Source organism: Mycobacterium sp. P2_H7 (genome assembly GCF_056403275.1).
In genome coordinates this window covers 84,407-107,177 of sequence record NZ_JBFUFU010000017.1, presented here as the reverse complement: position 1 = coordinate 107,177, position 22,771 = coordinate 84,407, and the positions used below count along the sequence as shown (strand labels likewise).

Below are 22,771 nucleotides of genomic sequence, written 5' to 3'. Positions count from 1 at the left end.
AACCTCCAGAACTCACAGGGCCTCTAGAACTTCAGACAGCCATTCGATCGCGCCCTCTTCGGCGCGCATCCCGCCGCGCAACACCAGGTATTGGTGCAGGGCTGTCCCGGTGAGGACGGCGGGGTCGGGGAACTGACGTTTCTGGTAGCCGCGGTAGGTGTCGAGCAGCGTGGCGCGTTCGGCCCGTAGTTCGGCGGCCTGTGAGCGGACGGCCTCGATATCGCCGAACGCCGCAGCGCGGATCTTGACCGCCAGGTCGCGGGTCCGGTGGTCGGCCACCGTGCCGCCCCGCCCCGCCAGCGGTTCGGCGATCCAGCGCTTGAGTTCCGCACGACCGCCGGGCGACACCGAATAGACCTTCTTGTCGGGCCTGCTGTGCTGCTCGACCACCTGCACGGACACCCAGCGTTGGGCCTCCATGTCCCGCAGCGTGCGGTAGATCTGCTGATGGGAGGCCGCCCAGAAATAGCCGATGGAGCGGTCGAAGCGGCGGGCCAACTCGTAGCCGGAACCGGCCTGTTCGCCCAGTGCCACCAGGATCGCGTGCTGCAGGGCCATGTCCGCAGCGTATGCGGTACCGCTGGTCCTATGCAACAAGTTGCACTGACGTGACACTCCGGCCTCGCGGTGTCTAGTCGTGTGTATCTGCAACGGCTAGTATCAGTAACCACCGCGAAGCGGCGGCAAGTTAGGACACACTTAGAGGCGCGAGCAGGTGGCGGCATCGCATACTTGCCGCAGACTCGAAGAGTCCCAACAGACAAAAACCCGACCAGCAGCCCACTGGACGACAGGAGAGACATCAGTGACGTACACCATTGCCGAACCCTGCGTTGATATCAAAGACAAGGCATGCATCGAAGAATGCCCTGTCGACTGCATCTACGAGGGCGCACGCATGCTGTACATCCACCCGGATGAGTGCGTCGACTGTGGCGCCTGCGAGCCGGTCTGCCCGGTCGAGGCGATCTACTACGAGGACGACGTCCCGGATCAGTGGAGTAGCTACACGCAGAGCAACGCGGACTTCTTCTCCGAACTGGGCTCGCCCGGCGGCGCGTCGAAGGTCGGCCAGACCGACAACGACCCGCAAGCCATCAAGGACCTCGAGCCCAAGGGCGAGTGAGCTTGGTCCGTTCGCCCAAGTCCGCTGCGCTGCCGGTTTTCCCCTGGGACACCCTCGCTGATGTCGCGGCGACCGCTCGCGCGCACCCTGACGGCATCGTCGACCTCTCGGTCGGCACCCCCGTCGACGACGTCGCACCGGTGATCCGTGACGCGCTCGCCGCGGCCAGCGCGTCACCCGGATACCCGGCCACCGCCGGCACCGCGGCGCTGCGCGCCTCCGCACGCGAGGCGCTGCTGCGCCGATACGGCATCACCGGCCTCGACGAGTCCGCCGTGCTGCCCGTGATCGGCACCAAAGAGCTGATCGCCTGGCTGCCGACGCTGCTCGGGCTCGGTCCCGCCGACACGGTGGTCATCCCCGAGCTGGCCTATCCCACCTACGATGTCGGTGCCCGCCTGGCCGGCGCGCAGGTGCTGGCGGCAGATTCGCTGACGCAGCTGGGACCGCTGAAGCCCGCTCTGGTGTACCTGAACTCGCCGAGCAACCCCACCGGACGGGTGCTCGGGGTGGATCATCTGCGCAAGGTGGTCACCTGGGCGCGCGAACGCGGCGCGATCGTCGTCTCCGACGAGTGCTACCTCGGCCTGGCCTGGGATGCCGAACCGCTGTCGGTGCTGCATCCGTCGGTGTCCGACGGCGACCACACCGGTCTGCTGGCGGTGCATTCACTGTCGAAGACGTCCTCGCTGGCGGGCTACCGCGCCGGGTTCGTCGCCGGTGATCCCGCGCTGGTGGCCGAGCTGCTCGAGGTCCGCAAGCATGCCGGGATGATCGTCCCGACCCCGGTGCAGGCGGCCATGGTCGCCGCGTTGGACGACGACGCGCACGAGGCCGACCAGCGCGACCGCTACGCCCGTCGCCGCGAGGTGCTCTCGGCCGCCGTCCGCAAGGCGGGTTTCACCATCGACCACTCCGAGGCCGGCCTGTACCTATGGGCCACCCGCGGGGAGCCGTGCCGCGCCACCGTGGCCTGGCTGGCCGAACTCGGCATCCTGACCGCGCCCGGCGAGTTCTACGGTCCCGCCGGCGCGCAGCATGTCCGGATCGCACTGACCGCCACGGATGAACGCATAGACGCGGCAGCGGCCCGGTTAGGGCAGTAGCCCCAGCGACATCGCCGTCGTGACGGCCGCGGTGCGGTCGGACACGCCGAGCTTGGTGAACGCCCGCAGCAGATGGGTTTTCACGGTGGCCTCGCCGATATGCAGCGCCCGTCCGATATCCGCGTTCGTCGTGCCGCGGGCCACCAACGTCAGCACCTCGATCTCGCGGGCAGTCAGGACGGCGGGGGCCGGCTCCCGCATCAAGCCGATCAGTCGGCCGGCGACGGATGGCGCCAGCACCGTCTTGCCGGCGGCGGCGTCACGCACCGCGGCGGCCAGCTGCCCGCGGGAGGAGTCCTTCAACAGGTAGCCGGCCGCGCCCGCTTCCACGGCACGCAGGATGTCGGCGTCGGACTCATAGGTCGTGACGACGACGATCCGGGTGGACGGCTGCGCCGCGAGTATCTGTCCGGTCGCGGTGACGCCGTCGCCTCCTGGCATCCGCAGATCCATCAGAATGACGTCCGGACACAGGGATTCGGCCAGCACCACGGCCTCGGCTCCCGAAGCGGCCTCCCCGACCACGTCGAGATCGTCCTCGGCGTCGATCATGCCGCGCAATCCCTCGCGGACCACGGGATGATCGTCCACCAACAGCACGGTGATCGTCCTCATGCGGGCACCTCGATCTCGATGCGCACGCCGGCCTCGGAGAACACTGTCATCTGCCCGCCCACCTGAGTGACCCGGGATCGCATCCCGCGCAGTCCGAAACCCTCGGTGTGTCCGTCGGGCAGTCCGATTCCGTTGTCCGACAGGGATAACCGCACGGCATCGCCGTGGCGGCCCAGGGTAACCGCAGCGGCGGTGGCGTGCGCATGTTTGCGGATGTTCGACAGCGCCTCCTGCGTGGCGCGCAGCAGGACGACGTCACCCGCGGTGCCCAGGGCGGGCAGGTCGGTCTCGATGTCGACGCGGACCGGAAGGCCGGATTCGGTCACCAGGCGCTGGCATTGCCGCTGGATCGCGGCCGCCAGCGTGTCGTCGCCGAGTGCGGCTGGGGTCAGGTCGGCGACGATCGTGCGCGCCTCGGCTAGGTTGTCGCGCGCGGTGGTTTCGATCAAGGCGATATGCCGTTCTGCGGCAACAGGATCGGTGCTCAGCTCGGCTTCCACCGCCTGGGCCAGCGCGACGATGCTGGTGAAACCCTGGGCCAGGGTGTCGTGGATCTCCCGCGACATCCGTTCGCGTTCGGCGGCCGCACCGGCCTGCCGGGACAGCCGGTCGGTCTCGGCCCGGCTGGCGGCCAGTTCGGACACCAGTAGCGCCAGCGTCCTGCGCTGGGTCATCGAGGTGACGATCACGGTACCGATGATCGGCGCGGTCACCACGCCGATGAGGGTGATGGCCACGGCCAGCGTCAGATTCGCCGAGCGGGCGTCCACGAGCAGCGTCAGGGTCAACGGAATCAGGCTGACCGCCGTGGTCACCACCAGTGCCGGCCGCAGGGGTAGCCCGGCGAAGATCAGGGGGTACAGCACCGGGACGGCCACCACCGCCACCGGGGAAGCCAGTAGGGCGAGCACCCACAGGGCCACTGTGACGGCGATGAACGCGCCCAGCTGCCACGTGCTCGCCTCGCGACGCAGGAGTCGGCTACCCACCAGCAGGACCCCGGCGGCGATCGCCGCGAGGGCCGCCACCGCCGGTAGGACGTGACCGCCGAAGCGGTTCTGTAGCAGCGTCACCGCGATCATCGCCGCGCCGAGGACGCCGACGACGTAGGCCTCCCACAACCAATGCCACTCGCTTCCGCGGGAGGTGTCGGGCCGGGTCATGGCGTGATGCTATCCCTCAGCTGTCCACCCAATTGCCGTGAAATCCGTGCGGCACCCGCACCGGGACGTGCACCGTGGCGACGGTGTCGAGGGTTTGCGCATCCAGCAGCACCAGGTCGCTGCGGTCTGCGGCGTGGTCGTAGACGAAACCCATCACCACGCCGTCGTCCTCGGCGGCATCGGGGCCCGACGGGACGAAGACGAACTCGCCGGGTTCGCGACCGGGACCGAAATCCACCGCTCGGGTGGTCCGGGCGCACAGATCGTGCCGCAGGATCGTCTGCGGCGTGGTGATTCCCGGCGTCCCTGGCGCATAGCCGACGGCATAGCCGTAGCGGTGCCGCCGGCCCACCAGTCGTTCGTCGACGCGCGGGAATTCCTGAGCGGTGTCGTCGAGACGTTCCTCGCGCACCAAACCGCCGGCCAGATCGACGGTCCACCGGTCCAACGTCCGCGCATCGGTGAATTCGGCTTCGGCGGCGAACACCGATTCGTGGCGGACGACGTCGAGCACGATCCGATCCCCGGCGCCGTCGGCTTCGTCGTAGGCGTTGAGCGGATGGAAGACGTAGCACGAGGAGACCTCGAACCAGCGGATGTCCTCGGGTTTGCCGTCTCGCGGCAACACCCCGATCTGCGCGCGGCGCTCGGGCGCCCACCGGTACGGAAAGCTGCCGACGCTGGGGGCGCCGCCCCGCTCGGTGCCGCGCATCGCGGCGCGCAGAACGAAGTCCGGGGCGCGATGACGGGCGACGAATCTGCTCAGCCACCTGGCCGCGGCGGCCGCAGGCCGATTGCCGATGGCGGTGGAGAGGTCGAGCACGACGGGAAGATCGTAGAGGATGACGTACTTCTCGGTGAGTGAGAAGTCATGCATCATGGTCTGCGCGCGCAGCGGGATGTCCACCGTGCGGCGCACCCCGTCGTCGGCACCGGTCACGGTGTACTGCACCAGGTTTCCGCGCATCGGGTTGTAGGAGACAGCGTGCAGTTCTCCGGTCGCGGGGTCACGTTTGGGGTGGGCGGTGTAGCCGGTGAACAGGGTGCCGCAGAAATCGGAACCACCGACGGTGTCCAGTTCGTCGGTCAGTTCGTAGGGCCGTACCCCGGTTTCGGCCAACGCCAAGGTGCGTCCGGCGTGGCCGATGACGTTGGTGTTGGCGCCGAAGTCGAATCCACCGCGCGCGCCGCCGGGCCAGGTCTCGCCGAGCCGGCGCGACACATCGGCTGAGCGCACCCATCGGTTGCGGTACCACTGTGCGCGGCCGTCCCGTAGCCGCAGCCCGTGCACCATGCCGGGCCCGAGGAACAGGTGATAGTGCGCGGGGTCGGCGCTGCCCAGCGCGTTCGGGCCGTTGCGCAGATAGCGGCCGTCGAGATGGTCGGGGATGCGGCCGGTGACGTCGAGGTCGATCGCGGTGATCTCTCGGTCGACGGGGGCGTAACCACCTTCCAGGTAAGGGTTGTGCGCAGCAGGTCCCGCGGTCAGCGTCGAGTTGCTCATGGACTGATCGTGCGCCTGCGGCCGCAGCGGGCGCGACGTCCGGCCGATGGATCCCAGGGTCCACCGAACGATGGACCCTCAGCTCACGTCGAGGTGCTCGGGCACCACAGAGGCCAATGCCGTGCGGCAGGCCACGATTGCCGGGGTGTTGCTGATCGCGGCTCTGGTCGCGGTGAACACCGAACGACGTCGTGAATCCACGTCCACGATCCGCACATCCGGCCGGCGACGCACGCGCATGAGATCCGGCAGGATCGCCACCGCGTTCCCGTTCTCGATGAGCGCTATCTGGGCTTCGAGGTCATCGGTCTCGAACCTGACGTCGGGTTCGAATCCGGCTTGCCGACACAGTTGTTCGGCCCAATGCCGGGACGCGGTGCCGACCGGTTCCATCGTCCACGGAAGGCCGGCGGTATCCCTGACCGATGTGATCTGCCGCCACGGATCGCCGGTCGGCGGCACCGCCAGCCGAAGCAGATCGGTGGTCAGCGGCTCACGGTGCAGGTCCGGATACGCGCGGGCGGCATGCCCCGGATACTCCTCGGCGATCACCAGATCGAACTCGCGCATCCACGTCTCGTAGAGGGCCTGTTCGGGTTCGCGTTGCGACATCGTGACCCGCAGGCGGGGATGGCGGTTCGCCAGCTCGGTCAGCATCTGCGGCATGAAGGCGGACGCGGCGGATTGGAAGACGGCCAGGCGGACGGTGCCCGAGACCTGATCGCTCTGGACGGCGACATCGGAGGCGGCCAGCTCGAGCCGCGCCAGGATGGCGGCGGTGTGCTCGACGAGCACCTCGGCGGCAGGGGTGAGTCGCAGGCGCCTGCCGACCTTCTCCAGGAGGGGCACACCGACTTCGCGCTCCAGCTGGTTGAGCGCCTGCGATACCGACGACGGGCTCTGGTGCAGGGGCTCGGCGACGTCGGACAACGTCCCACGCAGGCTCAGTTCGTAGAGCAGGCGCAGTCGACGGGTGTCCAGGAGATCCGGCCGTTGATGTTTCATATTTACTTAAAGTTTCACATCGGAAATCATCACTTTATTTTAATCGTCGGCAGCGCCCATCATGGGTAGATGACGCAGGTGAGCAGCGAGAAGAATCTCCTGACGGATGTGGTGGCCCTGGTCCGGACCTGGCTGGACGAGGCCGCGGCCCAACCGGTCGCACCCGCAGCGCGACGGCTGGCCGACGTGTTGCGCGACCCGCGAGGGTTGGATTTCACCGTCGGATTCGTCGATGGCGTGATCCGGCCCGAGGACAACGTGGTCGCGGCGGCGAACCTGCGGGATCTCGCGCGAAACGCCCCCGGCTTCCTGCCGTGGCACCTGCGCCTACTGGTGAAACTGGGCGCGCTGGTGTCGGTGGTCGCGCCGGGCATCGTCATTCCGATTGCGCAGCGAGCGCTGCGCAAGATGGTCGGGCACCTGCTTGTCGACGCGAGCGACGCGCGGCTGGGCCGTGCGATTGCCCGCATCCGTGCCCGCGGCGTCGGGTTGAACATCAACCTGCTCGGCGAGGCTGTCATGGGGCGGCGCGAAGCGGCGCGGCGGCTCGCGGGTACCGAGCAGCTTCTCGCCCGCCCCGACGTCGACTACGTGTCGATCAAGGTGTCGGCAACGGTCCCGCCGCATTCGCCATGGGCGTTCGACGAGGCGGTCGACGACATCGAGCAGAATCTGTTGCCGCTGTTCAGTTTTGCGGCGTCCTCGCCGGCCAAGAAGTTCATCAACCTCGACATGGAGGAGTACCGCGACCTGGACTTGACCATCGCGGTGTTCACCCGGCTGCTCGACCGGCCCGAACTGCTCGGCCTCGAAGCCGGGATAGTGCTGCAGGCTTATCTGCCGGACGCGCTGAATGCGATGATGCGCCTTCAGGATTGGGCCCGGACTCGTCGTGAACGCGGCGGTGCCGGGATCAAAGTCCGTCTGGTCAAGGGCGCCAACCTTCCGATGGAACAGGTGGAGGCATCCCTGCACGACTGGCCGTTGGCCACATGGCCGACCAAGCAGGACACCGACACCAATTACAAGCGGGTGCTGAACTACGCCCTGCGGCCGGAGCATACGGCGAATGTGCGACTCGGCGTCGCCGGTCACAATCTGTTCGACATCGCCTACGCATGGACGCTCGCAGGGCATCGCGGCGTCCGGGACCGCGTCGAGTTCGAGATGCTCCTGGGCATGGCAGAGGCGCAGGCCGAGGTGGTCCGGCGCACGGTGGGCGGCCTGCTGCTGTATGTGCCGGTGGTGCACCCGAAGGACTTCGACGTGGCGATCGCTTACCTCGTCCGGCGCCTGGAAGAGGGCGCAAGTCAGCAGAACTTCATGTCCGCCGTCTTCGAATTACACAGCGACAGTGCGTTGTTCGAGCGGGAACGGGACCGGTTCCTCGCGTCGGTGGTGGACCTCGACGACACTGTGTCCCCGCCGAACCGCCGGCAGGACCGACGGTCCGACGACCCAGCAGATGCGGTGTGCCCTGCCGGGTCGTTCGCCAATGTGGCCGACACCGATCCGTCGCTGCCCGGGAATCGCCGGTGGGGCAATGCAATCACCGACAGCGTGGCGGAGTCGGAGGCCGGCCGCGCACTGGTCACCGAACACACCGTCCACAACTCAGCATCACTGGATGCCGTGATCGCCTGCGGCGTCGCGGCGGGCGCCACGTGGTCGGCGCTCTCCGGCGCCGAGCGTGCCGCCGTCCTCAGGCGTGCCGCCGGAACACTGGCGTCCGCCCGCGCCGTTCTGCTCGAGGTGATGGCCGCCGAATGCGGAAAGACCCTCGACCAGGGTGACCCCGAGGTTTCCGAGGCCATCGACTTCGCGAACTACTACGCGACGCTGGCCGAGAACCTCGACACCGTCGACGGCGCCGTCGCCGTCCCGGCCGGTCTGACGGTGGTCACCCCGCCGTGGAATTTTCCGGTCGCCATTCCGGCCGGGTCAGTCGTGGCGGCGCTGGCCGCGGGCAACCCGGTCATCATCAAGCCCGCGACCCAGGCTCGCCGGTGCGGATCGGTGATGGTGCAGGCACTCTGGGATGCCGGCGTGCCGCGCGATGTCCTGCAACTGGTGCACGTCGACGAGCGTGACCTCGGTACCCAGCTCGTCTCCGATGAACGTGTCGGCCGACTGATCCTCACCGGCGCGTTCGAGACCGCCGCGCTGTTCCGCAGCTTCCGGCCCGACCTGCCGCTACTGGCGGAGACCAGCGGGAAGAACGCCATCGTCATCACCCCGCACGCCGACATCGACCTGGCGGTGAAGGACTTGGTGTCCTCGGCTTTCGGGCACGCCGGCCAGAAGTGTTCGGCCGCCTCGGTGGGCATCCTGGTCGGTTCCGTCGCCCGGTCCGCGCGGTTCCGTGACCAGCTCGTGGACGCCGTCACCTCGTTGAAGGTCGGCTACCCGACGGACCCGACCGTGCAAATGGGTCCGATCGTCGAGCCCGCGGCCGGAAAGCTCTTGCGCGCACTGACGCAGTTGGCGCCGGGGGAGCAGTGGCTGGTGGCGCCCCGCCCGCTGGACGACACCGGCCGGTTGTGGTCTCCCGGGGTTAGGGCCGGCGTCCGGCGCGGCTCGGAGTTCCACCTCACCGAGTACTTCGGCCCGGTGCTTGGGCTCATGGCGGCCGACGACCTGGACGAGGCAATCGAGATGCAGAACCAGGTCGACTACGGGCTGACGGCAGGACTGCACAGCCTGGACCGCGCCGAAATCGAACGCTGGGTCGACCGTGTCGAGGCCGGCAACGCTTACGTGAACCGGTCGACGGTCGGGGCGATCGTGCGGCGCCAACCGTTCGGCGGGTGGAAGAAATCGGCGGTCGGGGCCGGTGGCAAGGCGGGCGGTCCGAACTACCTGGTCGGGCTCAGTGACTGGCGGTCCTCACCCGCGACCGCAGGCGGCCCGATTGCCGCCGAGGTCCGCCGATTACTCGATGCTGCACAGCATTTCGATCTGGCCGGCGAGGAGATTGCCTTCCTGGATCGATCTTTCGCGTCGGATGCGCTGGCCTGGGCGCAGGAGTTCGGGATCGCTCGGGACGTGTCCGGCTTGATGGCGGAGAAGAACATGTTCCGGTATCTACCGGTGCCTGTCACCGTGCGCGCGGAACGTGCCGACACCGCGTCCCTGTTGCGGATAGCCGGGGCAGGCATACTGGCCGGCGCGGAGGTGACGGTCTCCAGCCCGGAGCCACTGGACCCCGCGATCGTCGAGGCGCTTCACTCCTCAGACGTGACGTGCCTGGTGCACGATGCGGTGGCCTGGCAAGAAGTCTTGCGCGACAACGCTCCTGCCCGGGTTCGCCTGCTCGGTGGTAGTCGGGAGGGGTTCGCCCATGTCAGCGACGGCAGGGTGGACATCGCGCTGTACGCCCAGCCTGTTGTCGAGGCCGGGCGGGTTGAGCTGCTGACGTTCCTGCGGGAGCAGTCGGTCGCGGTGACCGCCCACCGGTTCGGCTCACCGACTCCGCTGGCCGAGGGCCTGCTTCGGCGTTAGGGAGCCGGGAACGCGGCCACCGGCATCAGTACATTGCCGCGGCAGGCGTCGCTGAGGATGTCGGTGTACCAGCTGCCGCGCAAGGAACCGTCGGGTTGTGGCGCGTAGGTGACCCAGGAGGTTGCCGGGCTGTACACCCGCGGATACTCCTCACCGCGGAAACATTCCCACTGCCAGTCGTAGCTGAACGACCACTTGGCGCCGTCCCAGGTATACCGCTGGGGTTGCGGGATGGTCGGATTCGACGGGGCGGGCCCGTCGATGACCGTGGCCACGCAGCTACTCCCGCACGCCGTCGAAAAGGTATAGACCGCACCGAAGTCCGGTTCGGCCTGGCGTGCCGCGATGCTGGTGCCGTTCTTCTGCGAGGCGTAGCTCATCACCTGGTAACGGCCATTGAGCGGTTGACCGGCGGCAGCCGCCGGCGGCGTGAAACCCAGACAGGCGACGAGGGCGAGCGGTACCGCGACGCAGACGCGACGGACAAACATCTCTCTTCCAATTTCTCTCAAGCTCCGACGAACCCCACGCTAGGGGCGGGTACCGACAACTCGGCGACCCCACAGCAGGCAGCGTCAATTAGTGATCGCATCGTGACGCGGCAGTATCCGGATCATCTAAGTAAGAGATGAAAGTGATGAGAAACGTTCGTTGGACGAGATGATCTTCCGCTGCTCGAATGGAGCCATGACCACCACTGCGCCCCGGCAGGTGTCCACCGCCCTCTCCGGTTGGAAGCTGACAGGAATCCTCATCGCCGCCGTCGCCATCATCTCCACCATCGCGGCCGTGGCAGTCGGCGGCGCGAACGGTGCCAACCTCGGGATCCGCATCACCGCGCGCACCTCGGCGATCCTGTTCCTGCTGGCGTTCACCGCGTCGTCGCTCTATCAGCTGTGGCCCACGACCACCACCCGATGGATCCGCCGTAACAGGCGCTACCTCGGCGTCGCCTTCGCCGGATCCCATGTGGTTCATGCCTTTTTCATCGTCGCCACGATCCTGCTCAACAAGCCGCGATTCGATACCGGCGTCGAACACACTCCGCACGGCGTGTACGTCGTCGACTTCATCGCGTACGGCTTCATCATCGCGATGACCGTCACGTCATTCGACCGCGTGGCCGGCCGGATGCGCTACGAGACTTGGCACCGGCTGCACGTGACCGGAAGTTACGTGATCTGGTTCGCGTTCTTCCTCGCCTACTGGCGCCGCGGCGTGACGTATACCGAGTACTACGGGCCGTTCCTGATCATCGTGCTCGGCGCGCTGGTCATCCGCTTCATGGCCAAAGCCAAGCGGCACGCGGGTTCCCGGTAGCCGTCGTACGCTCAGCACGATGTCTGCGATCCGCTTCCTGCCGCTGGGCTCGCGGCGTGTGGCGTACGAGCTGCGCGGCGAGGGGCCGCCCCTGGTCGCCCCCGCGTGGTGGGTCAGCCACCTCGAACTCGACTGGCAGAACCCCGGTGTGCGGCGATTCTGGGACGGCGTCGCCGCGGACGCCACGCTGATCCGCTATGACCGGCTCGGCGCGGGCATGTCCGATCGGACCGTGGATGACGCCGATCTGACCCTCGACGGCGAGGTCGCGGTGCTGCGGGCGCTGCTCGACGAACTCCAGCTCGACCGCGTGTCACTGGTCGGTGGCTCCTCGGGCAGCTGCACCGCCATCGCGTTCTCCGCGGCATATCCCGAACGTGTGGATCGCCTGGTGCTCTACGGCTCCTACCCCGATGGCGGTGCGCTGACCCCGCCCGGTGTCGCCGACGCCATCGTCACCGCGGTCGGCGCGCACTGGGGCCTGGGGTCGCGCGTGCTCAGCGATATCTTTCTCGGCGGCGCCGACGCGGCAGAGCATGAACGTTTCGCCCAGGTGCAGCGCGAGTCGGCCACCGCGGACACCGCCGCGGCCTTGCTGCGCCTGGTCTACAGCCTGGACGTGCGCGCCCGCCTTCCGCTGGTCCGGGTCCCGACGACGGTCGTGCATCGCCGCGATGACCGTGCCGTGCCGTATGAGTGCGGGCGTGAAGTTGCGGCCGCGATCCCCGGCGCGGCATTCGTTCCGCTGCAAGGCAGTTCGCACTTTCCATGGCATGGCGACATCGATGCGGTGGTCCGCGCCTGTCGAAACGCACTGGCGCCGCAGCAGCCCGAGGCTGTACCGGACGCGTCGGTCCTGCTCTCCGATCGCGAGCGCGAGGTCCTGCGCTGCGTGTCCCGCGGTCTGAGCGATCGCGRGATCGCCGAACAGTTGCGGCTCAGCGCCCACACCGTGCACCGCCACGTCGCGAACATCCGCCGCAAGCTCGGCAGCCCGTCGCGCACCGCGGCAGTCGCCGAGGCGTCCCGGCTCGGTCTGCTGTAGCTGGCCGGTTCGGGCCACTGCCCGAAGATGGCCGGATCGAGCGATGCGGACCCCTGCCGTCTGCTCGTAGTTTCGCGGCATGACCGAGCTCACCCAGGTTGACTCGCGCCCGTCACATTCGTTGTGGCTGCGCATCATGGCCGTCCTGTACGACCCGTTCCTCTGGACCGGCGAAATCGTCGGCATGCGGCGACGCCGCCGCAAGCTGCTGGCCCAGGCGCACGGCCGCGTCGTCGAGATCGGCGCCGGAACCGGGCTGAACATCGCGCACTATCCCGACGGCCTCGACGAGTTGGTGTTCACCGAACCCGATCCCGGGATGCGCCGCAAGCTCGTCCGGCGTCTCGACCGGCGTGGTCGCGAGGCGGTGATCTCCGGCGCTGCTGCCGAGCGCCTACCGTTCGCCAACGCATCCGTCGACACCGTCGTGGCGACGCTGGTGCTGTGCACCGTGGCGGAACCCGAACGGGCCCTTCGCGAAATCGCACGGGTGCTACGGCCAGGAGGTCAGCTCTTGTTCATCGAACACATCCGGGCAAGCTGGGCGCCACTGGCGTGGTACCAGAACATCTTCGCGAGGTTCTGGTGTGCCTTCGCCGGTGGATGCGTCTGCAACCGCCCGACGCTGGAGTTGATGCGCGCCGGCGGATTTGCCGTCGAAGCCAAGGACGCGGTGTGGAGCGGGATGCCTACCATCGTCTACCCTCTGGCCGTCGGACGGGCCACCCGATAAGCCAGGCACCGTAAACCGTCGGCGCCTTCGGCTACCCGTTCTCCCGGTGCAGACGAAGCAGCATCCACGCCGCCAGGGTCTGCGCGTCGGTGATGGTGCCGTCGCGGATCATCTGGTCGATCCGCGCACCGGTGAACCACTCGCTGTGCATGTCCTGCTCTTCGTGTTCGCGTTCGTGCTCGCCTTCGGTGATGCCGGTGGCCAGAAAGGCCCAGCCCCGCTGGCTGCTCATCCCCGGGGCGACATCGAGGCGGCCCAGGATCTGCCACGCCTCGGCGCGCAGCCCGGTCTCCTCGCGCAGTTCCTGCTCGGCCAGGACGGTGGGCTCGGGTTCGTCGCCGCCGATGCTGTCCGGCGCGGTGCCCTGGACAAATTCCCAGCGCCGCAGGCCGATTGGGTAGCGATACTGCTCCACCATGCGGTACCGGTCGCCGTCCTGCGCTATCACCAGCGCATACGACGGTTTGACGACGACCCCGTAGATCCCGAGTGAGCCGTCGGGGCGGCGGATATCGTCCTCCCGGACCACCATCCAGTTGTTGCGGTACACCTCACGACTGGCCAGTCTTTCGATCGGGTCCACCCGCCCAGAGTAGCGTCACCAGCGTGTTGTTGACTTCGTTGGACCCCGCAGCCGTGGCCGCCGGACATGATCTCGCCGACGCCGTGCGCATCGACGGTATGACCTTGAGCCGCAGTGACCTGGTGGGGGCGGGCACCTCGGCCGCCGAACGGGTGTCGGTCGCGCGCCGCGTCGCGATTCTGGCGACCCCGTCAGCCAGCACGGTGCTGGCCATCACCGGCTGCCTGATCGCCGGCGTGCCATTCGTGCCGGTGCCCGCCGATGTCGGTGCCGCCGAACGGGCGCACATCCTCAACGATTCCGGCGCGCAGGCCTGGCTGGGTGAACTGCCCGCCGAAACCGAAGGGCTGCCGCATATTCCGGTACGGATGCATGCCCGGTCCTGGCACCGCTACGCCGAACCGTCACCCGACTCACCGGCGATGATCATCTACACCTCCGGCACCACCGGCCTGCCCAAGGGGGTTGTGGTCAGCCGTCGCGCCGTCGCCGCCGATATCGATGCCCTTGCCGCCGCCTGGCAGTGGACGTCCGCGGACACGCTGGTGCACGGGTTGCCGTTGTTCCATGTGCACGGCCTGGTGCTCGGCCTGCTCGGTTCGTTGCGTATCGGAAATCGGTTCGTGCACACCGGAAAACCGACTCCCGAGGCGTACGCCGAAGCGGCCGGATCGCTGTACTTCGGGGTGCCCACCGTCTGGTCACGGGTGGTCGCCGACGAGGCATCCGCCCGGGCCTTGGCATCCGCCCGCCTGCTGGTGTCGGGGAGCGCGCCGCTTCCGGTACCGGTGTTCGACGCCTTGGTCCGGCTCACGGGGCACGCGCCCATCGAACGGTACGGCAGCACCGAATCCCTGATCACCATCAGCACGGTGGTCGACGGGGAACGCCGCCCCGGCTGGGTGGGTTTGCCGCTGCCCGGCGTGCAGACCCGCCTCGTCGACGACGACGGAGCACCGGTGCCGCACGACGGCGAAACCATCGGTCGTCTGCAGATCAAGAGCCCCACCGTGTTCAGCGGCTACCTCAATCGCCCCGAGGCGACCGCCGAGGCGTTCGACGCGGATGGCTGGTACCGCACCGGCGACGTCGCCGTCATCGACGACGGTGGGATGCACCGCATCGTCGGACGCGAATCGGTCGACCTGATCAAGACGGGTGGCTTCCGGGTGGGCGCCGGCGAGATTGAAACGGTGCTGCTCGGGTATCCCGGAGTGGACGAAGTGGCGGTGGTCGGTGTGCCCGATGACGATCTGGGTCAGCGCATCGTCGCATTCGTGGTCGGAACCGTTGCGCCGGAACAGGTTGTCGACTTTGTCGCACAGCAACTTTCGGTGCACAAGAGGCCGCGCGAGGTGCGGCTGGTTGACGCGCTGCCACGCAACGCCATGGGTAAAGTCCTGAAGAAGGAGCTGATGACGTGGGACTGAGATTCTCTGCTCTGTGCATCGACGCCCGCAGCCCGATGGCCCAGGGGATTTGGTGGTCGACGGTGTTGGGCTGGAGTCACCATGTCGACGACGATGGCGATGTCGTACTGAAGGCGCCGCCCGGTGCCGGCCCGGACTGGCTGTTCCTGGGTGTGCCGGAAGACAAGTCGCTGAAGAACCGGCTGCACCTCGATTTCACGCCGGAGGACCAGGACGCCGAGGTTCAGCGCGTCCTCGGGCTCGGTGCCCGACATGTCGACATCGGTCAGGGCGACCAGAGTTGGGTGGTGCTCGCCGACCCGGAAGGTAACGAGTTCTGCATCTTGGCGGCCGAACCTGCTAGCTGAGTCGCCCTTCGGCCGGCTCGTCGACCAGCTCGTTGGTTTCGACATCCAATCGCTGTAAACGGGAAGCGCTTTCGGCGTCGGTCGTCACCTTCATGGTCAGAGTGGCCGGATCGAGACTGAGGCTACGCAGGTTCGCCGTTGCGGTGTCGATGGCTTCCTGCTCGCTGATGTCGCGGCCACCGGCAAAGACTTTCGTGGTGTGCGCGTAGGCGGTTGTGCCGTTCACTGGCCGGTGAAACGAAACCCGACGCACGCTGATGGCTACTTCCGGCGCGCCGGTGAATGCGCCCGTCGTGTCGAACTGATTGATCACCGCCACGGAGGCGCCGTTGTCGGTGATGAGTTCGACATGCAATTCCGTCAGACCTGTCGTGACCAGAGATGGTCCGTTCACCGTGATCGTGGTGCCATTGGCCAGTGCGGTCCGGATGAGGCCGTAGCTCCGGAAGATCGGGTTCGGGCCGATGTTCGAGTTGAATTCCATGTGCAGCGCGAGCGCCGATTGCGCCACGACGGACCGTGCGGCGTGCGAATAGTGAACGGTGGCCGAATGGCCCCAGGTCTGTACGGTATCCGTGAGGACGATCACCACTGCACCCCTTTTCTGCCGGCTGCCGGTCATTCTGACAATTCCGGCGCCCGATTTCTATCGGTCGATGGGTGGACCGTCCACACGTGGCTCCCAGCCTGTGCTGCCACCATGGCCGGATGCGTGCACTGGCTTGGCTGGCGGCGTGTGTCCTGCTGCTCGCCGGATGCGCGTCGGCCCCACCGCCGCAGGCGCTGACCCCGCCGATGGGCTGGAACTCGTGGAACTCCGGTATCGAACTGACCGAGCAGAGCGTGCACCAGATCGTCGATGCGATGGTGTCCTCCGGGATGCGCGACGCCGGCTACCGCTACGTCAACCTCGATGCCGGCTGGGCGGCTCCCACCCGCGACAGCGATGGCCATCTGCAGGCCGACCCGGACCGATTCCCGCACGGGATCGCGGCACTGGCACGGTATGCCCACGACCGGGGGATGCTGCTCGGCATCTACCACAGCCCGTTCAACCAGGGCTGCGGCCAGGATCCGCGGATCGGCGGCGCGGGCCACGAGCAAGCCGACGCTCAGACGTTCGCCGACTGGGGTGTCGACTACCTGAAATACGACTGGTGCCGGATGGCCGCCGGCCACGACGATCAGGTCAAGTACTTCACCGCGATGCGCGACGCGTTGCGCGCCACTGGCCGACACATCATCTACAGCATCAACCCGAACAGCTCGGGGGATCCAGGTGCGGGCATGGAGTACGACTGGTCCCACACGTCCGATATCACCCGCAACGCAGTCGATCTGGTGCCGGCATGGGGTGATTCCGCACTGTGGGCCGAGGGACTGGCCGGGGTGAGCCAGGCGTTCACCGAAGCCGGGGCGGCAGCGTCACACAGTGGCCCGTCACACATCAACGATCCCGACATGATGGTGATCGGACTCGGGTGGCACCAGTTCGTGGTGGGGCATCCGACCATGTCGATGGGCTCGCCCCGCCCCGACCTGACCGCCGAGGAACAGCAGACACATATCTCGCTGTGGGCGTTGCTGGCGGCGCCGCTGTTGGCGGGCAACGATATTCGTGACATGTCCGACCAGACTCGCGCGGTGCTCACCAACCGCGAGGTGATCGCCGTCGACCAGGATCCGCTGGTGAAGCAAGCTCATCCACTTTCGGGTGATCCGCGGGTGTTGGTCAAGCCGATGGCCGACGGATCGGTGGCGGTCGGGTTGTTCAACCAGGCCGACGACACTGTGCGCCTGAGCACCTCACTGAGTGCGATCGGCCTGCCGGACGGAACGTGCCACGTCGTGCGCGACCTGTGGCAGCACAACGACTCCACGACGACCGGGCCCGTCGAGGCGGCGGTTCCCCTGCATGGGGTGGCGCTGTTGCGGGTCAGTGCTTGTTGAGCGTCGATTTCTACGCCTGGGTCGCGATGTCGCGCAGTCAACGATCCTGGCGCAGAAACCGACGCATCACTAGTTGGCGTGCAAAGCCTCGTTGAGGGTGATGCCGGTGCCGTCGCGCTTGACGACTTCCACCGCACCGGACAGTGAGTTCCGCCGGAACAGTAGGTTGTTGGCGCCGGAAAGCTCCTTGGCCTTGACGGTCTGGCCGTCCGAGGCGGTCACCTTGGTGCCGCCGGTGACGTACAAGCCAGCCTCGACGACGCAGTCATCGCCCAGCGAGATGCCCACGCCTGCGTTCGCGCCCAGCAGGCAGCGCTTGCCCACCGAGATGACTTCCTTACCGCCACCGGAGAGCGTGCCCATGATCGACGCGCCACCACCGACGTCGGAGCCGTCACCCACGACGACGCCCGCGGAAATGCGGCCCTCGACCATGGAGGTGCCGAGCGTGCCGGCGTTGAAGTTCACGAAACCCTCGTGCATGACGGTGGTGCCTTCGGCCAGGTGTGCGCCGAGCCGGACCCGGTCGGCGTCGGCGACGCGGACACCCTTGGGCAGCACGTAGTCGACCATCCGCGGGAATTTGTCCACGCCGTAGACGGTGACGGCGCCGCGGCCGCGCAGCTTGGCGCGGACCAGTTCGAATCCCTCGACGGCAGCGGGACCGAAGTTGGTCCACACCACGTTGGTCAACAGACCGAAGATGCCGTCCAGGTTGGCCTGGTGCGGCTTGGTGAGCCGATGCGACAGCAGGTGCAGCCGCAGGTAGGCGTCATAGGTGTCGGCCGGCTTGTCGTCCAGGTCGGCGATGGTGGTGCGCACCGCGACCACCTCGACGTCACGATCGGCATCGGGGCCGGTCAGGGCGGCGAAGGTGTCGGGTAGCTCGGCCACCGACAGGCGGGTTGTGCCGGACGGCCCGTCGGCCGTCAGCTCGGGAGCGGGAAACCAGGTGTCCAGGACGGTTCCGTCGGCGGCAATCGTGGCCAGGCCGACGCCAGATGCGGCAGTCACGTCGGCCTACGTTACTGGACTAACCTCCAGAGTCATGGGGCTAGACCTGCGCGCCGATCCGATCGCACTGACCGCCGCCCTGGTGGACATTCCCAGCGAGTCGCGCCATGAACAGCGCATCGCCGACGAGATCGAGGCCGCGCTGCGCGCCCAGGCACCGTGGTTCGAAGTGGTCAGGAACGGTGACGCCGTGCTGGCGCGCACCCATCTGGGTCGGTCGTCACGGGTGCTGTTGGCCGGTCACACCGATACCGTGCCCGCCGCCGACAACGTGCCCAGCCGCGTCGTCGACGGCCTGATGTACGGCTGCGGAACCTCGGACATGAAGTCCGGCGACGCGGTGTTCTTACATTTGGCAGCGACGCTCGCAGAGCCCAGCCACGACATCACCCTCGTCATGTACGACTGCGAGGAGATCGAATCCAGCGCCAACGGGTTGGGCCGCATCGAACGCGAGCTGCCCGACTGGCTGACCGCCGATGTCGCGATTCTTGGTGAGCCCTCCGGCGGATTCATCGAAGCCGGCTGCCAGGGCACCATCCGTGCCGTTGTCAGCGCCAAGGGAACCCGTGCGCATTCGGCTCGATCCTGGTTGGGGGACAACGCTATTCACAAGCTCGGCGCGGTGCTCGACCGGTTGTCGGGCTATCAGCCGCGCAACGTGGACATCGACGGCTGCGTGTATCGGGAGGGTTTGTCGGCGGTGCGCATCGACGGTGGCGTCGCGGGCAACGTGATTCCCGATGCGGCGTCGGCCACGGTCAATTTCCGGTTCGCGCCGGATCGCTCGGTGGAGCAAGCCGTCGACCACGTGCGTGAGGTATTCGACGGGCTGGACGTGACATTGGAGGTCACCGACGCGGCCGCCGGGGCGTTGCCGGGCTTGGCCAACCCCGCGGCGGCGTCGCTGGTGGCGGCCGCCGGGGGACAGGTCCGGGCCAAATACGGCTGGACCGACGTGTCGCGGTTCGCGGCACTGGGGATCGCGGCGGTCAACTACGGGCCGGGCGACCCGAATCTGGCGCACAAGGTCGACGAGCACGTCGATGTCACGGCCATCACTGCCACCACCGACACGCTGCGGGCATATTTAACCGCTTGACCGAACCGGTACTGTGAATTTCGTGCTGTGAACCGATGACACCCAGGTTGCCCTGTCTGCCGTCATCTTTGGAGTTCCCGCATGTCTATCGTCTGTTCTCATCTTTCGTTCGCCTGGCCTGACGACACTCCGGTGTTCACCGACCTGTCCTTCACAGTCGGGGCGGGCCGCACGGGTCTGGTCGCCCCCAACGGTGCCGGTAAGAGCACGCTGCTCCGGCTGATCGCGGGTGTCTTGTCGCCTGTATCGGGCAGCGTGTCGGTCGACGGCGTCGTCGGCTATCTGCCGCAGGAGCTGCCGTTCCTCGCCGACCACACAGTGGCCGATGTTCTTGGTGTGACTGCGATTCTGGCGGCGCTGGATGCGCTGGCGGCCGGAGACGCGAGTGAGGCCGTGTTCGCCGCGATCGGTGACGAGTGGGATATCGAGGAGCGACTGCGTGCACAGTTGGGCGACATCGAGTTGGATCGTCCGCTGCGGACGCTCTCGGGTGGGCAGGTGGTGTCGCTGGGGCTCACTGCTCAGTTGTTGAAGCGTCCGGACGTGCTGCTGCTCGACGAACCAACAAACAATCTGGATTCCGCTGCGCGGCTACGGCTCTACTCTGCGTTGGACGGTTTCGGTGGCACGCTGGTGGTGGTCAGCCATGACCGCGAACTGTTGGACCGGATGGATGCCATCGCGGAGTTGCGCGCCGGTGAGGTGTCGATGTTCGGCGGCGGGTTCACCGCGTATGAGGAGGCGGTGCAGGCGGCGCAACGCGTGGCCGAAGGTAATGTCCGCAATGCCGAGCAACAGCTCAAGCGGGAGAAGCGTCAGATGCAGGAGGCGCGCGAGCGGGCCGACCGGCGGGCGTCGAACGCGGCGCGCAACGTCAAGGACGCCGGCCTGCCGAAAATCATTGCGGGAAAACTCAAACGCGATGCGCAAGAGTCGGCAGCCCGGTCTGATGACGTGCACTCTCGCCGCGTCGGCGATGCGCGGACGCGCCTCGATGAGGCTGAGCGGGCGCTGCGGGATGACGAGGTGCTGGCCCTGGACCTGCCGCTTACCGAAGTGCCGGCGGGGCGGGTGCTGTTCTCCGCGTCCGGGTTACGGTCGATCGCTTTCGACGACGTGGATCTGGATGTCCGCGGTCCCGAACGGATTGCGCTGACCGGGCCGAATGGATCCGGCAAGTCCACTCTGCTTCAGCTCGTGGTCGCGGGTGCGCAGGTTCCGGTGGCCTACCTGTCGCAGCGACTGGATCTGCTGGACCCGGAGTCGACGGTGTGGGAATCGTTGATGTCCTTTGCCCCAGGCCTGTCGGTGACTCGAAGGCGGCATCTGTTGGCGCAGTTCCTGTTTCGCGGTGACATGGTGGACCTTCTGGTCAGTGCGCTGTCCGGCGGTGAACGGTTGCGGGCGACGCTGGCGTGCGTGCTGTTCGCCGAACCGGCGCCGCAGTTGCTACTGCTGGACGAACCGACGAACAACCTCGACCTGGTCAGCATCGGACAGTTGGAGTCCGCGCTCAACGCGTATCGGGGTGCTTTCGTCGTTGTCAGTCATGACGAGCGGTTCCTCGACAACATCGGGGTGCAGCGGAGGCTGGTCCTGGATCGGGGTGTGCTTACGCCTTCGCCGTGACGTCCGCGTTGGCTTCGATGAGCAGGTCGTACTGGTGTAGCCAGTAGAGCCAGTCGGCGATCGCGGCGCGTTGGTCGGCTGTCTCGACGGCGTTGTGGGCGCGGTAGAGCGCGAGGTCGGCGGCGTGCGCGGCGTACAGCACAAAAGCGTTGAGGTGGGCGACTTCGCGCCCGGTGGCGATGCTCATCAGCGGCTTCATCACGTCGAACCACAGCGTGAAGGTCTCGTTGGCAGGGGGCGCGTTGTCCGCTTGTGCGGGTGGGAGTTGGGCGATGAGGTCGGGGTCTTTGACGCCGGCGAGTTTGGTCGCGGCGTCGGGGAAGCTGATCTCAAGCCGGGTGCGGCCGGTCATCTTTCCGCTCGGCGGGATGTCGTCGTCTTCGAGGAGCACTTTGTGTGCGCCTGGGTCGATGCCTTCGAGGTGGGTCGTGGTGCCGATGACCGCACGTAGCGTTTTCTCGTGTGCTTGTGCCCATGCGGTCAGGGCCGCAACGGGATAGGTGGCCCATTGGCCCCGCTCGGTAGGCGGGATGGACGCGTCGGCGCTGACCATCTTCACTTGCTCGGGCAGGTTCACGCCATCGGGGATGTAGGCGATGCCGTAGCTGTTGGCGACGACGATCGTGTCGTCAGCGGTGAGCCCGACCAGCCAGAAGAAGCCGATGTCGTTGAGTCGCGACATATCCGGCGCGTTCAGTGCCGCGGCGATACGGCGCGCCACGCTCAGCGGATCGTTGCCGCCCATCTTGCGCTTCAATGCGCCGGCCGCTGCCGACGACGCCATCAGGTCACGCTCAGCGCGTGCTGTGGACACCGGAATCGGTGCGGCGGCAGCGGCTCCGGGCTGGGCGTTGTTCGTGGCCGCAGGCAGGACGGGAGGCCCCGCGGCCGGCACCACGGGCGCGGCCGGGGGAGGCGTGGCTGGTGCGCCGAGTGGCATCGGTGGCGGTGCCGGTGTGGCCGATGGCGGGGGAGCGGGCGACGGTGCGATCCCACCGCCGGTTGCTGCCGCGGGATGCGGTGCCGACGGGGCGCTCGGAGCGCTCGCGGCGGACTGGTCGATCGGTGCGGCCGGCGCGGTGAATGGTGTCGCGGGTGTCGCGTTGCTCAGCGGAGCAGACGGCGGCTGGACTGGTGCCTGCATCCCTGTCGGCTTGGGACCTGCTGCGCCGGCTGCGGTTTCAGGTTTGGCAGCTTGTGTGCCCTGCGGGGTTTGTGGGCCTTGGGCGCCTTGGCCGGTCTGCGGGGAGGTGGGTCCGCCAGGGCTGCCCGTGGTGCCGGGCCCGGACATGGGCGAGGCCGGTGTGCCGCTGGGACCGCCGGGGGTGCCGCCGCCCGCCAGATTGGGGCCGGGTTGGCTGACTGGGCCGGGGCCGGCCGCAGGAGATGGGCCATTGGCAGGTCCAGAAGGAATGCCCCCCGTCGCGCGTGGCGGGGCAGACTGCGAGAGTGAGTTGCCAGGCGAAGGTGCAGCATCCCCTCGTAAATGTGCGGGAGGCTCTTGTTGGGCGGCGGGAGGAGGTGAAGGTGGGCTGCCTTTCGAATTGCCTGGGTCGGAACTTAAGTCGCCCCGCGGCGATTCTTGGAGCTGAGGAGAC

At 67.5% G+C, this 22,771-nt stretch carries 21 protein-coding genes; 11 read left to right on the top strand and 10 right to left on the bottom strand.

Going from position 1 to position 22,771, the window contains the following annotated elements; translation table 11 throughout:
• Window positions 1-12: 12 nt before the first annotated feature.
• Window positions 13-558, bottom strand: coding sequence for a PadR family transcriptional regulator (locus AC1DY7_RS24275; RefSeq protein WP_477496287.1), 546 nt, complete (start codon window positions 556-558; stop codon window positions 13-15).
• A gap of 247 nt (window positions 559-805) precedes the next feature.
• On the opposite strand from AC1DY7_RS24275, the gene fdxA reads away from it, so the two are divergent.
• Window positions 806-1,126, top strand: coding sequence for a ferredoxin (fdxA, locus tag AC1DY7_RS24270; RefSeq protein ID WP_477496286.1), 321 nt, complete (start codon window positions 806-808; stop codon window positions 1,124-1,126).
• 2 nt (window positions 1,127-1,128) lie between these two features.
• Window positions 1,129-2,232 (top strand): succinyldiaminopimelate transaminase, encoded by a 1,104-nt coding sequence (gene dapC / locus AC1DY7_RS24265; RefSeq protein ID WP_477496285.1) that lies wholly within the window; start codon window positions 1,129-1,131, stop codon window positions 2,230-2,232.
• Here the strand turns inward: dapC and AC1DY7_RS24260 are convergent.
• From AC1DY7_RS24260 to AC1DY7_RS24245, 4 genes are all read right to left on the bottom strand, one after another.
• Window positions 2,221-2,847 carry a response regulator gene (locus AC1DY7_RS24260; protein ID WP_477496284.1) on the bottom strand — a complete coding sequence of 209 codons (627 nt, stop codon included), beginning with the start codon at window positions 2,845-2,847 and terminating at the stop codon, window positions 2,221-2,223. The two genes, dapC and AC1DY7_RS24260, sit on opposite strands and share 12 nt — an antisense overlap.
• Entirely contained in the window at window positions 2,844-4,010 is a 1,167-nt protein-coding gene (locus AC1DY7_RS24255; protein ID WP_477496283.1) for a sensor histidine kinase, read from the bottom strand. The genes AC1DY7_RS24260 and AC1DY7_RS24255 overlap by 4 nt, the downstream gene beginning before the upstream one ends.
• Window positions 4,011-4,026: 16 nt before the next feature.
• Window positions 4,027-5,514, bottom strand: a complete 1,488-nt coding sequence (locus AC1DY7_RS24250) for a carotenoid oxygenase family protein (RefSeq protein ID WP_477496282.1) — start codon at window positions 5,512-5,514, stop codon at window positions 4,027-4,029.
• 78 nt (window positions 5,515-5,592) lie between these two features.
• A complete protein-coding gene (locus AC1DY7_RS24245) occupies window positions 5,593-6,519 on the bottom strand; it encodes a LysR family transcriptional regulator (protein ID WP_477496281.1) in 927 nt (308 codons plus the stop codon).
• A 69-nt stretch (window positions 6,520-6,588) separates the two neighbouring features.
• Here AC1DY7_RS24245 and AC1DY7_RS24240 point away from each other — a divergent pair, with 69 nt between their 5' ends.
• Window positions 6,589-10,020 (top strand): proline dehydrogenase family protein, encoded by a 3,432-nt coding sequence (locus tag AC1DY7_RS24240; protein WP_477496280.1) that lies wholly within the window; start codon window positions 6,589-6,591, stop codon window positions 10,018-10,020.
• On the opposite strand, the gene AC1DY7_RS24235 is transcribed toward AC1DY7_RS24240, so the two are convergent.
• Window positions 10,017-10,511 carry an Rv2253 family sensor-like surface protein gene (locus AC1DY7_RS24235; protein ID WP_477496279.1) on the bottom strand — a complete coding sequence of 165 codons (495 nt, stop codon included), beginning with the start codon at window positions 10,509-10,511 and terminating at the stop codon, window positions 10,017-10,019. The genes AC1DY7_RS24240 and AC1DY7_RS24235 overlap by 4 nt on opposite strands.
• A gap of 196 nt (window positions 10,512-10,707) precedes the next feature.
• Between AC1DY7_RS24235 and AC1DY7_RS24230 the strand changes: the two genes are divergently transcribed.
• The 3 genes from AC1DY7_RS24230 (at window position 10,708) to AC1DY7_RS24220 (ending at window position 13,118) form a co-directional block, all read left to right on the top strand.
• Complete coding sequence (locus tag AC1DY7_RS24230; protein ID WP_477496278.1) at window positions 10,708-11,340, top strand: hypothetical protein; 633 nt, start codon at window positions 10,708-10,710, stop codon at window positions 11,338-11,340.
• Between the two features lie 19 nt (window positions 11,341-11,359).
• Window positions 11,360-12,385 (top strand): alpha/beta fold hydrolase, encoded by a 1,026-nt coding sequence (locus tag AC1DY7_RS24225; protein WP_477496277.1) that lies wholly within the window; start codon window positions 11,360-11,362, stop codon window positions 12,383-12,385.
• Window positions 12,386-12,464: 79 nt separating this feature from the next.
• Window positions 12,465-13,118: a class I SAM-dependent methyltransferase gene (locus AC1DY7_RS24220; protein WP_477496276.1), complete on the top strand. Its 654-nt coding sequence runs from the start codon at window positions 12,465-12,467 to the stop codon at window positions 13,116-13,118.
• A 31-nt stretch (window positions 13,119-13,149) separates the two neighbouring features.
• Here AC1DY7_RS24220 and AC1DY7_RS24215 read toward each other — a convergent pair whose 3' ends face one another.
• Complete coding sequence (locus AC1DY7_RS24215; RefSeq protein WP_477496403.1) at window positions 13,150-13,650, bottom strand: NUDIX domain-containing protein; 501 nt, start codon at window positions 13,648-13,650, stop codon at window positions 13,150-13,152.
• 74 nt (window positions 13,651-13,724) lie between these two features.
• Between AC1DY7_RS24215 and AC1DY7_RS24210 the strand changes: the two genes are divergently transcribed.
• Together AC1DY7_RS24210 and AC1DY7_RS24205 are read left to right on the top strand one after the other, a co-directional pair.
• Window positions 13,725-15,131, top strand: coding sequence for an acyl-CoA synthetase (locus AC1DY7_RS24210; protein ID WP_477496275.1), 1,407 nt, complete (start codon window positions 13,725-13,727; stop codon window positions 15,129-15,131).
• Window positions 15,122-15,478, top strand: coding sequence for a VOC family protein (locus AC1DY7_RS24205; protein WP_477496274.1), 357 nt, complete (start codon window positions 15,122-15,124; stop codon window positions 15,476-15,478). The genes AC1DY7_RS24210 and AC1DY7_RS24205 overlap by 10 nt, the downstream gene beginning before the upstream one ends.
• Here the strand turns inward: AC1DY7_RS24205 and AC1DY7_RS24200 are convergent.
• Window positions 15,471-16,067 carry a hypothetical protein gene (locus AC1DY7_RS24200; RefSeq protein WP_477496273.1) on the bottom strand — a complete coding sequence of 199 codons (597 nt, stop codon included), beginning with the start codon at window positions 16,065-16,067 and terminating at the stop codon, window positions 15,471-15,473. The two genes, AC1DY7_RS24205 and AC1DY7_RS24200, sit on opposite strands and share 8 nt — an antisense overlap.
• A 119-nt stretch (window positions 16,068-16,186) precedes the next feature.
• On the opposite strand from AC1DY7_RS24200, the gene AC1DY7_RS24195 reads away from it, so the two are divergent.
• Entirely contained in the window at window positions 16,187-17,428 is a 1,242-nt protein-coding gene (locus AC1DY7_RS24195; protein ID WP_477496272.1) for a glycoside hydrolase family 27 protein, read from the top strand.
• Between the two features lie 69 nt (window positions 17,429-17,497).
• Here the strand turns inward: AC1DY7_RS24195 and dapD are convergent, their stop codons facing one another.
• The gene (gene dapD / locus AC1DY7_RS24190; RefSeq protein WP_477496271.1) at window positions 17,498-18,442 is read right to left on the bottom strand and encodes a 2,3,4,5-tetrahydropyridine-2,6-dicarboxylate N-succinyltransferase; all 945 of its coding nucleotides are present in this window, start codon (window positions 18,440-18,442) and stop codon (window positions 17,498-17,500) included.
• Window positions 18,443-18,476: 34 nt separating this feature from the next.
• Between dapD and dapE the strand changes: the two genes are divergently transcribed.
• Window positions 18,477-19,544: a succinyl-diaminopimelate desuccinylase gene (gene dapE, locus AC1DY7_RS24185; protein ID WP_477496270.1), complete on the top strand. Its 1,068-nt coding sequence runs from the start codon at window positions 18,477-18,479 to the stop codon at window positions 19,542-19,544.
• Window positions 19,545-19,625: 81 nt separating this feature from the next.
• The gene (locus tag AC1DY7_RS24180) at window positions 19,626-21,173 is read left to right on the top strand and encodes an ABC-F family ATP-binding cassette domain-containing protein (protein ID WP_477496269.1); all 1,548 of its coding nucleotides are present in this window, start codon (window positions 19,626-19,628) and stop codon (window positions 21,171-21,173) included.
• On the opposite strand, the gene AC1DY7_RS24175 is transcribed toward AC1DY7_RS24180, so the two are convergent.
• The gene (locus AC1DY7_RS24175) at window positions 21,157-22,317 is read right to left on the bottom strand and encodes a secretion protein EccK (protein WP_477496268.1); all 1,161 of its coding nucleotides are present in this window, start codon (window positions 22,315-22,317) and stop codon (window positions 21,157-21,159) included. The two genes, AC1DY7_RS24180 and AC1DY7_RS24175, sit on opposite strands and share 17 nt — an antisense overlap.
• Window positions 22,318-22,771 lie beyond the last annotated feature (454 nt).

Excerpts from the sequence above, each read along its gene's own strand:
- AC1DY7_RS24275 (WP_477496287.1), bottom strand. The coding sequence starts at position 558 with ATGGCCCTGCAGCACGCGATCCTGGTGGCACTGGGCGAACAGGCCGGT.
- AC1DY7_RS24260 (WP_477496284.1), bottom strand. The coding sequence starts at position 2,847 with ATGAGGACGATCACCGTGCTGTTGGTGGACGATCATCCCGTGGTCCGC.
- AC1DY7_RS24255 (WP_477496283.1), bottom strand. The coding sequence starts at position 4,010 with ATGACCCGGCCCGACACCTCCCGCGGAAGCGAGTGGCATTGGTTGTGG.
- AC1DY7_RS24250 (WP_477496282.1), bottom strand. The coding sequence starts at position 5,514 with ATGAGCAACTCGACGCTGACCGCGGGACCTGCTGCGCACAACCCTTAC.
- AC1DY7_RS24245 (WP_477496281.1), bottom strand. The coding sequence starts at position 6,519 with ATGAAACATCAACGGCCGGATCTCCTGGACACCCGTCGACTGCGCCTG.
- AC1DY7_RS24240 (WP_477496280.1), top strand. The coding sequence starts at position 6,589 with ATGACGCAGGTGAGCAGCGAGAAGAATCTCCTGACGGATGTGGTGGCC.
- AC1DY7_RS24235 (WP_477496279.1), bottom strand. The coding sequence starts at position 10,511 with ATGTTTGTCCGTCGCGTCTGCGTCGCGGTACCGCTCGCCCTCGTCGCC.
- AC1DY7_RS24230 (WP_477496278.1), top strand. The coding sequence starts at position 10,708 with ATGACCACCACTGCGCCCCGGCAGGTGTCCACCGCCCTCTCCGGTTGG.
- AC1DY7_RS24220 (WP_477496276.1), top strand. The coding sequence starts at position 12,465 with ATGACCGAGCTCACCCAGGTTGACTCGCGCCCGTCACATTCGTTGTGG.
- AC1DY7_RS24215 (WP_477496403.1), bottom strand. The coding sequence starts at position 13,650 with ATGGTGGTCCGGGAGGACGATATCCGCCGCCCCGACGGCTCACTCGGG.
- AC1DY7_RS24195 (WP_477496272.1), top strand. The coding sequence starts at position 16,187 with ATGCGTGCACTGGCTTGGCTGGCGGCGTGTGTCCTGCTGCTCGCCGGA.
- dapE (WP_477496270.1), top strand. The coding sequence starts at position 18,477 with ATGGGGCTAGACCTGCGCGCCGATCCGATCGCACTGACCGCCGCCCTG.
- AC1DY7_RS24180 (WP_477496269.1), top strand. The coding sequence starts at position 19,626 with ATGTCTATCGTCTGTTCTCATCTTTCGTTCGCCTGGCCTGACGACACT.
- AC1DY7_RS24175 (WP_477496268.1), bottom strand. The coding sequence starts at position 22,317 with ATGCAGGCACCAGTCCAGCCGCCGTCTGCTCCGCTGAGCAACGCGACA.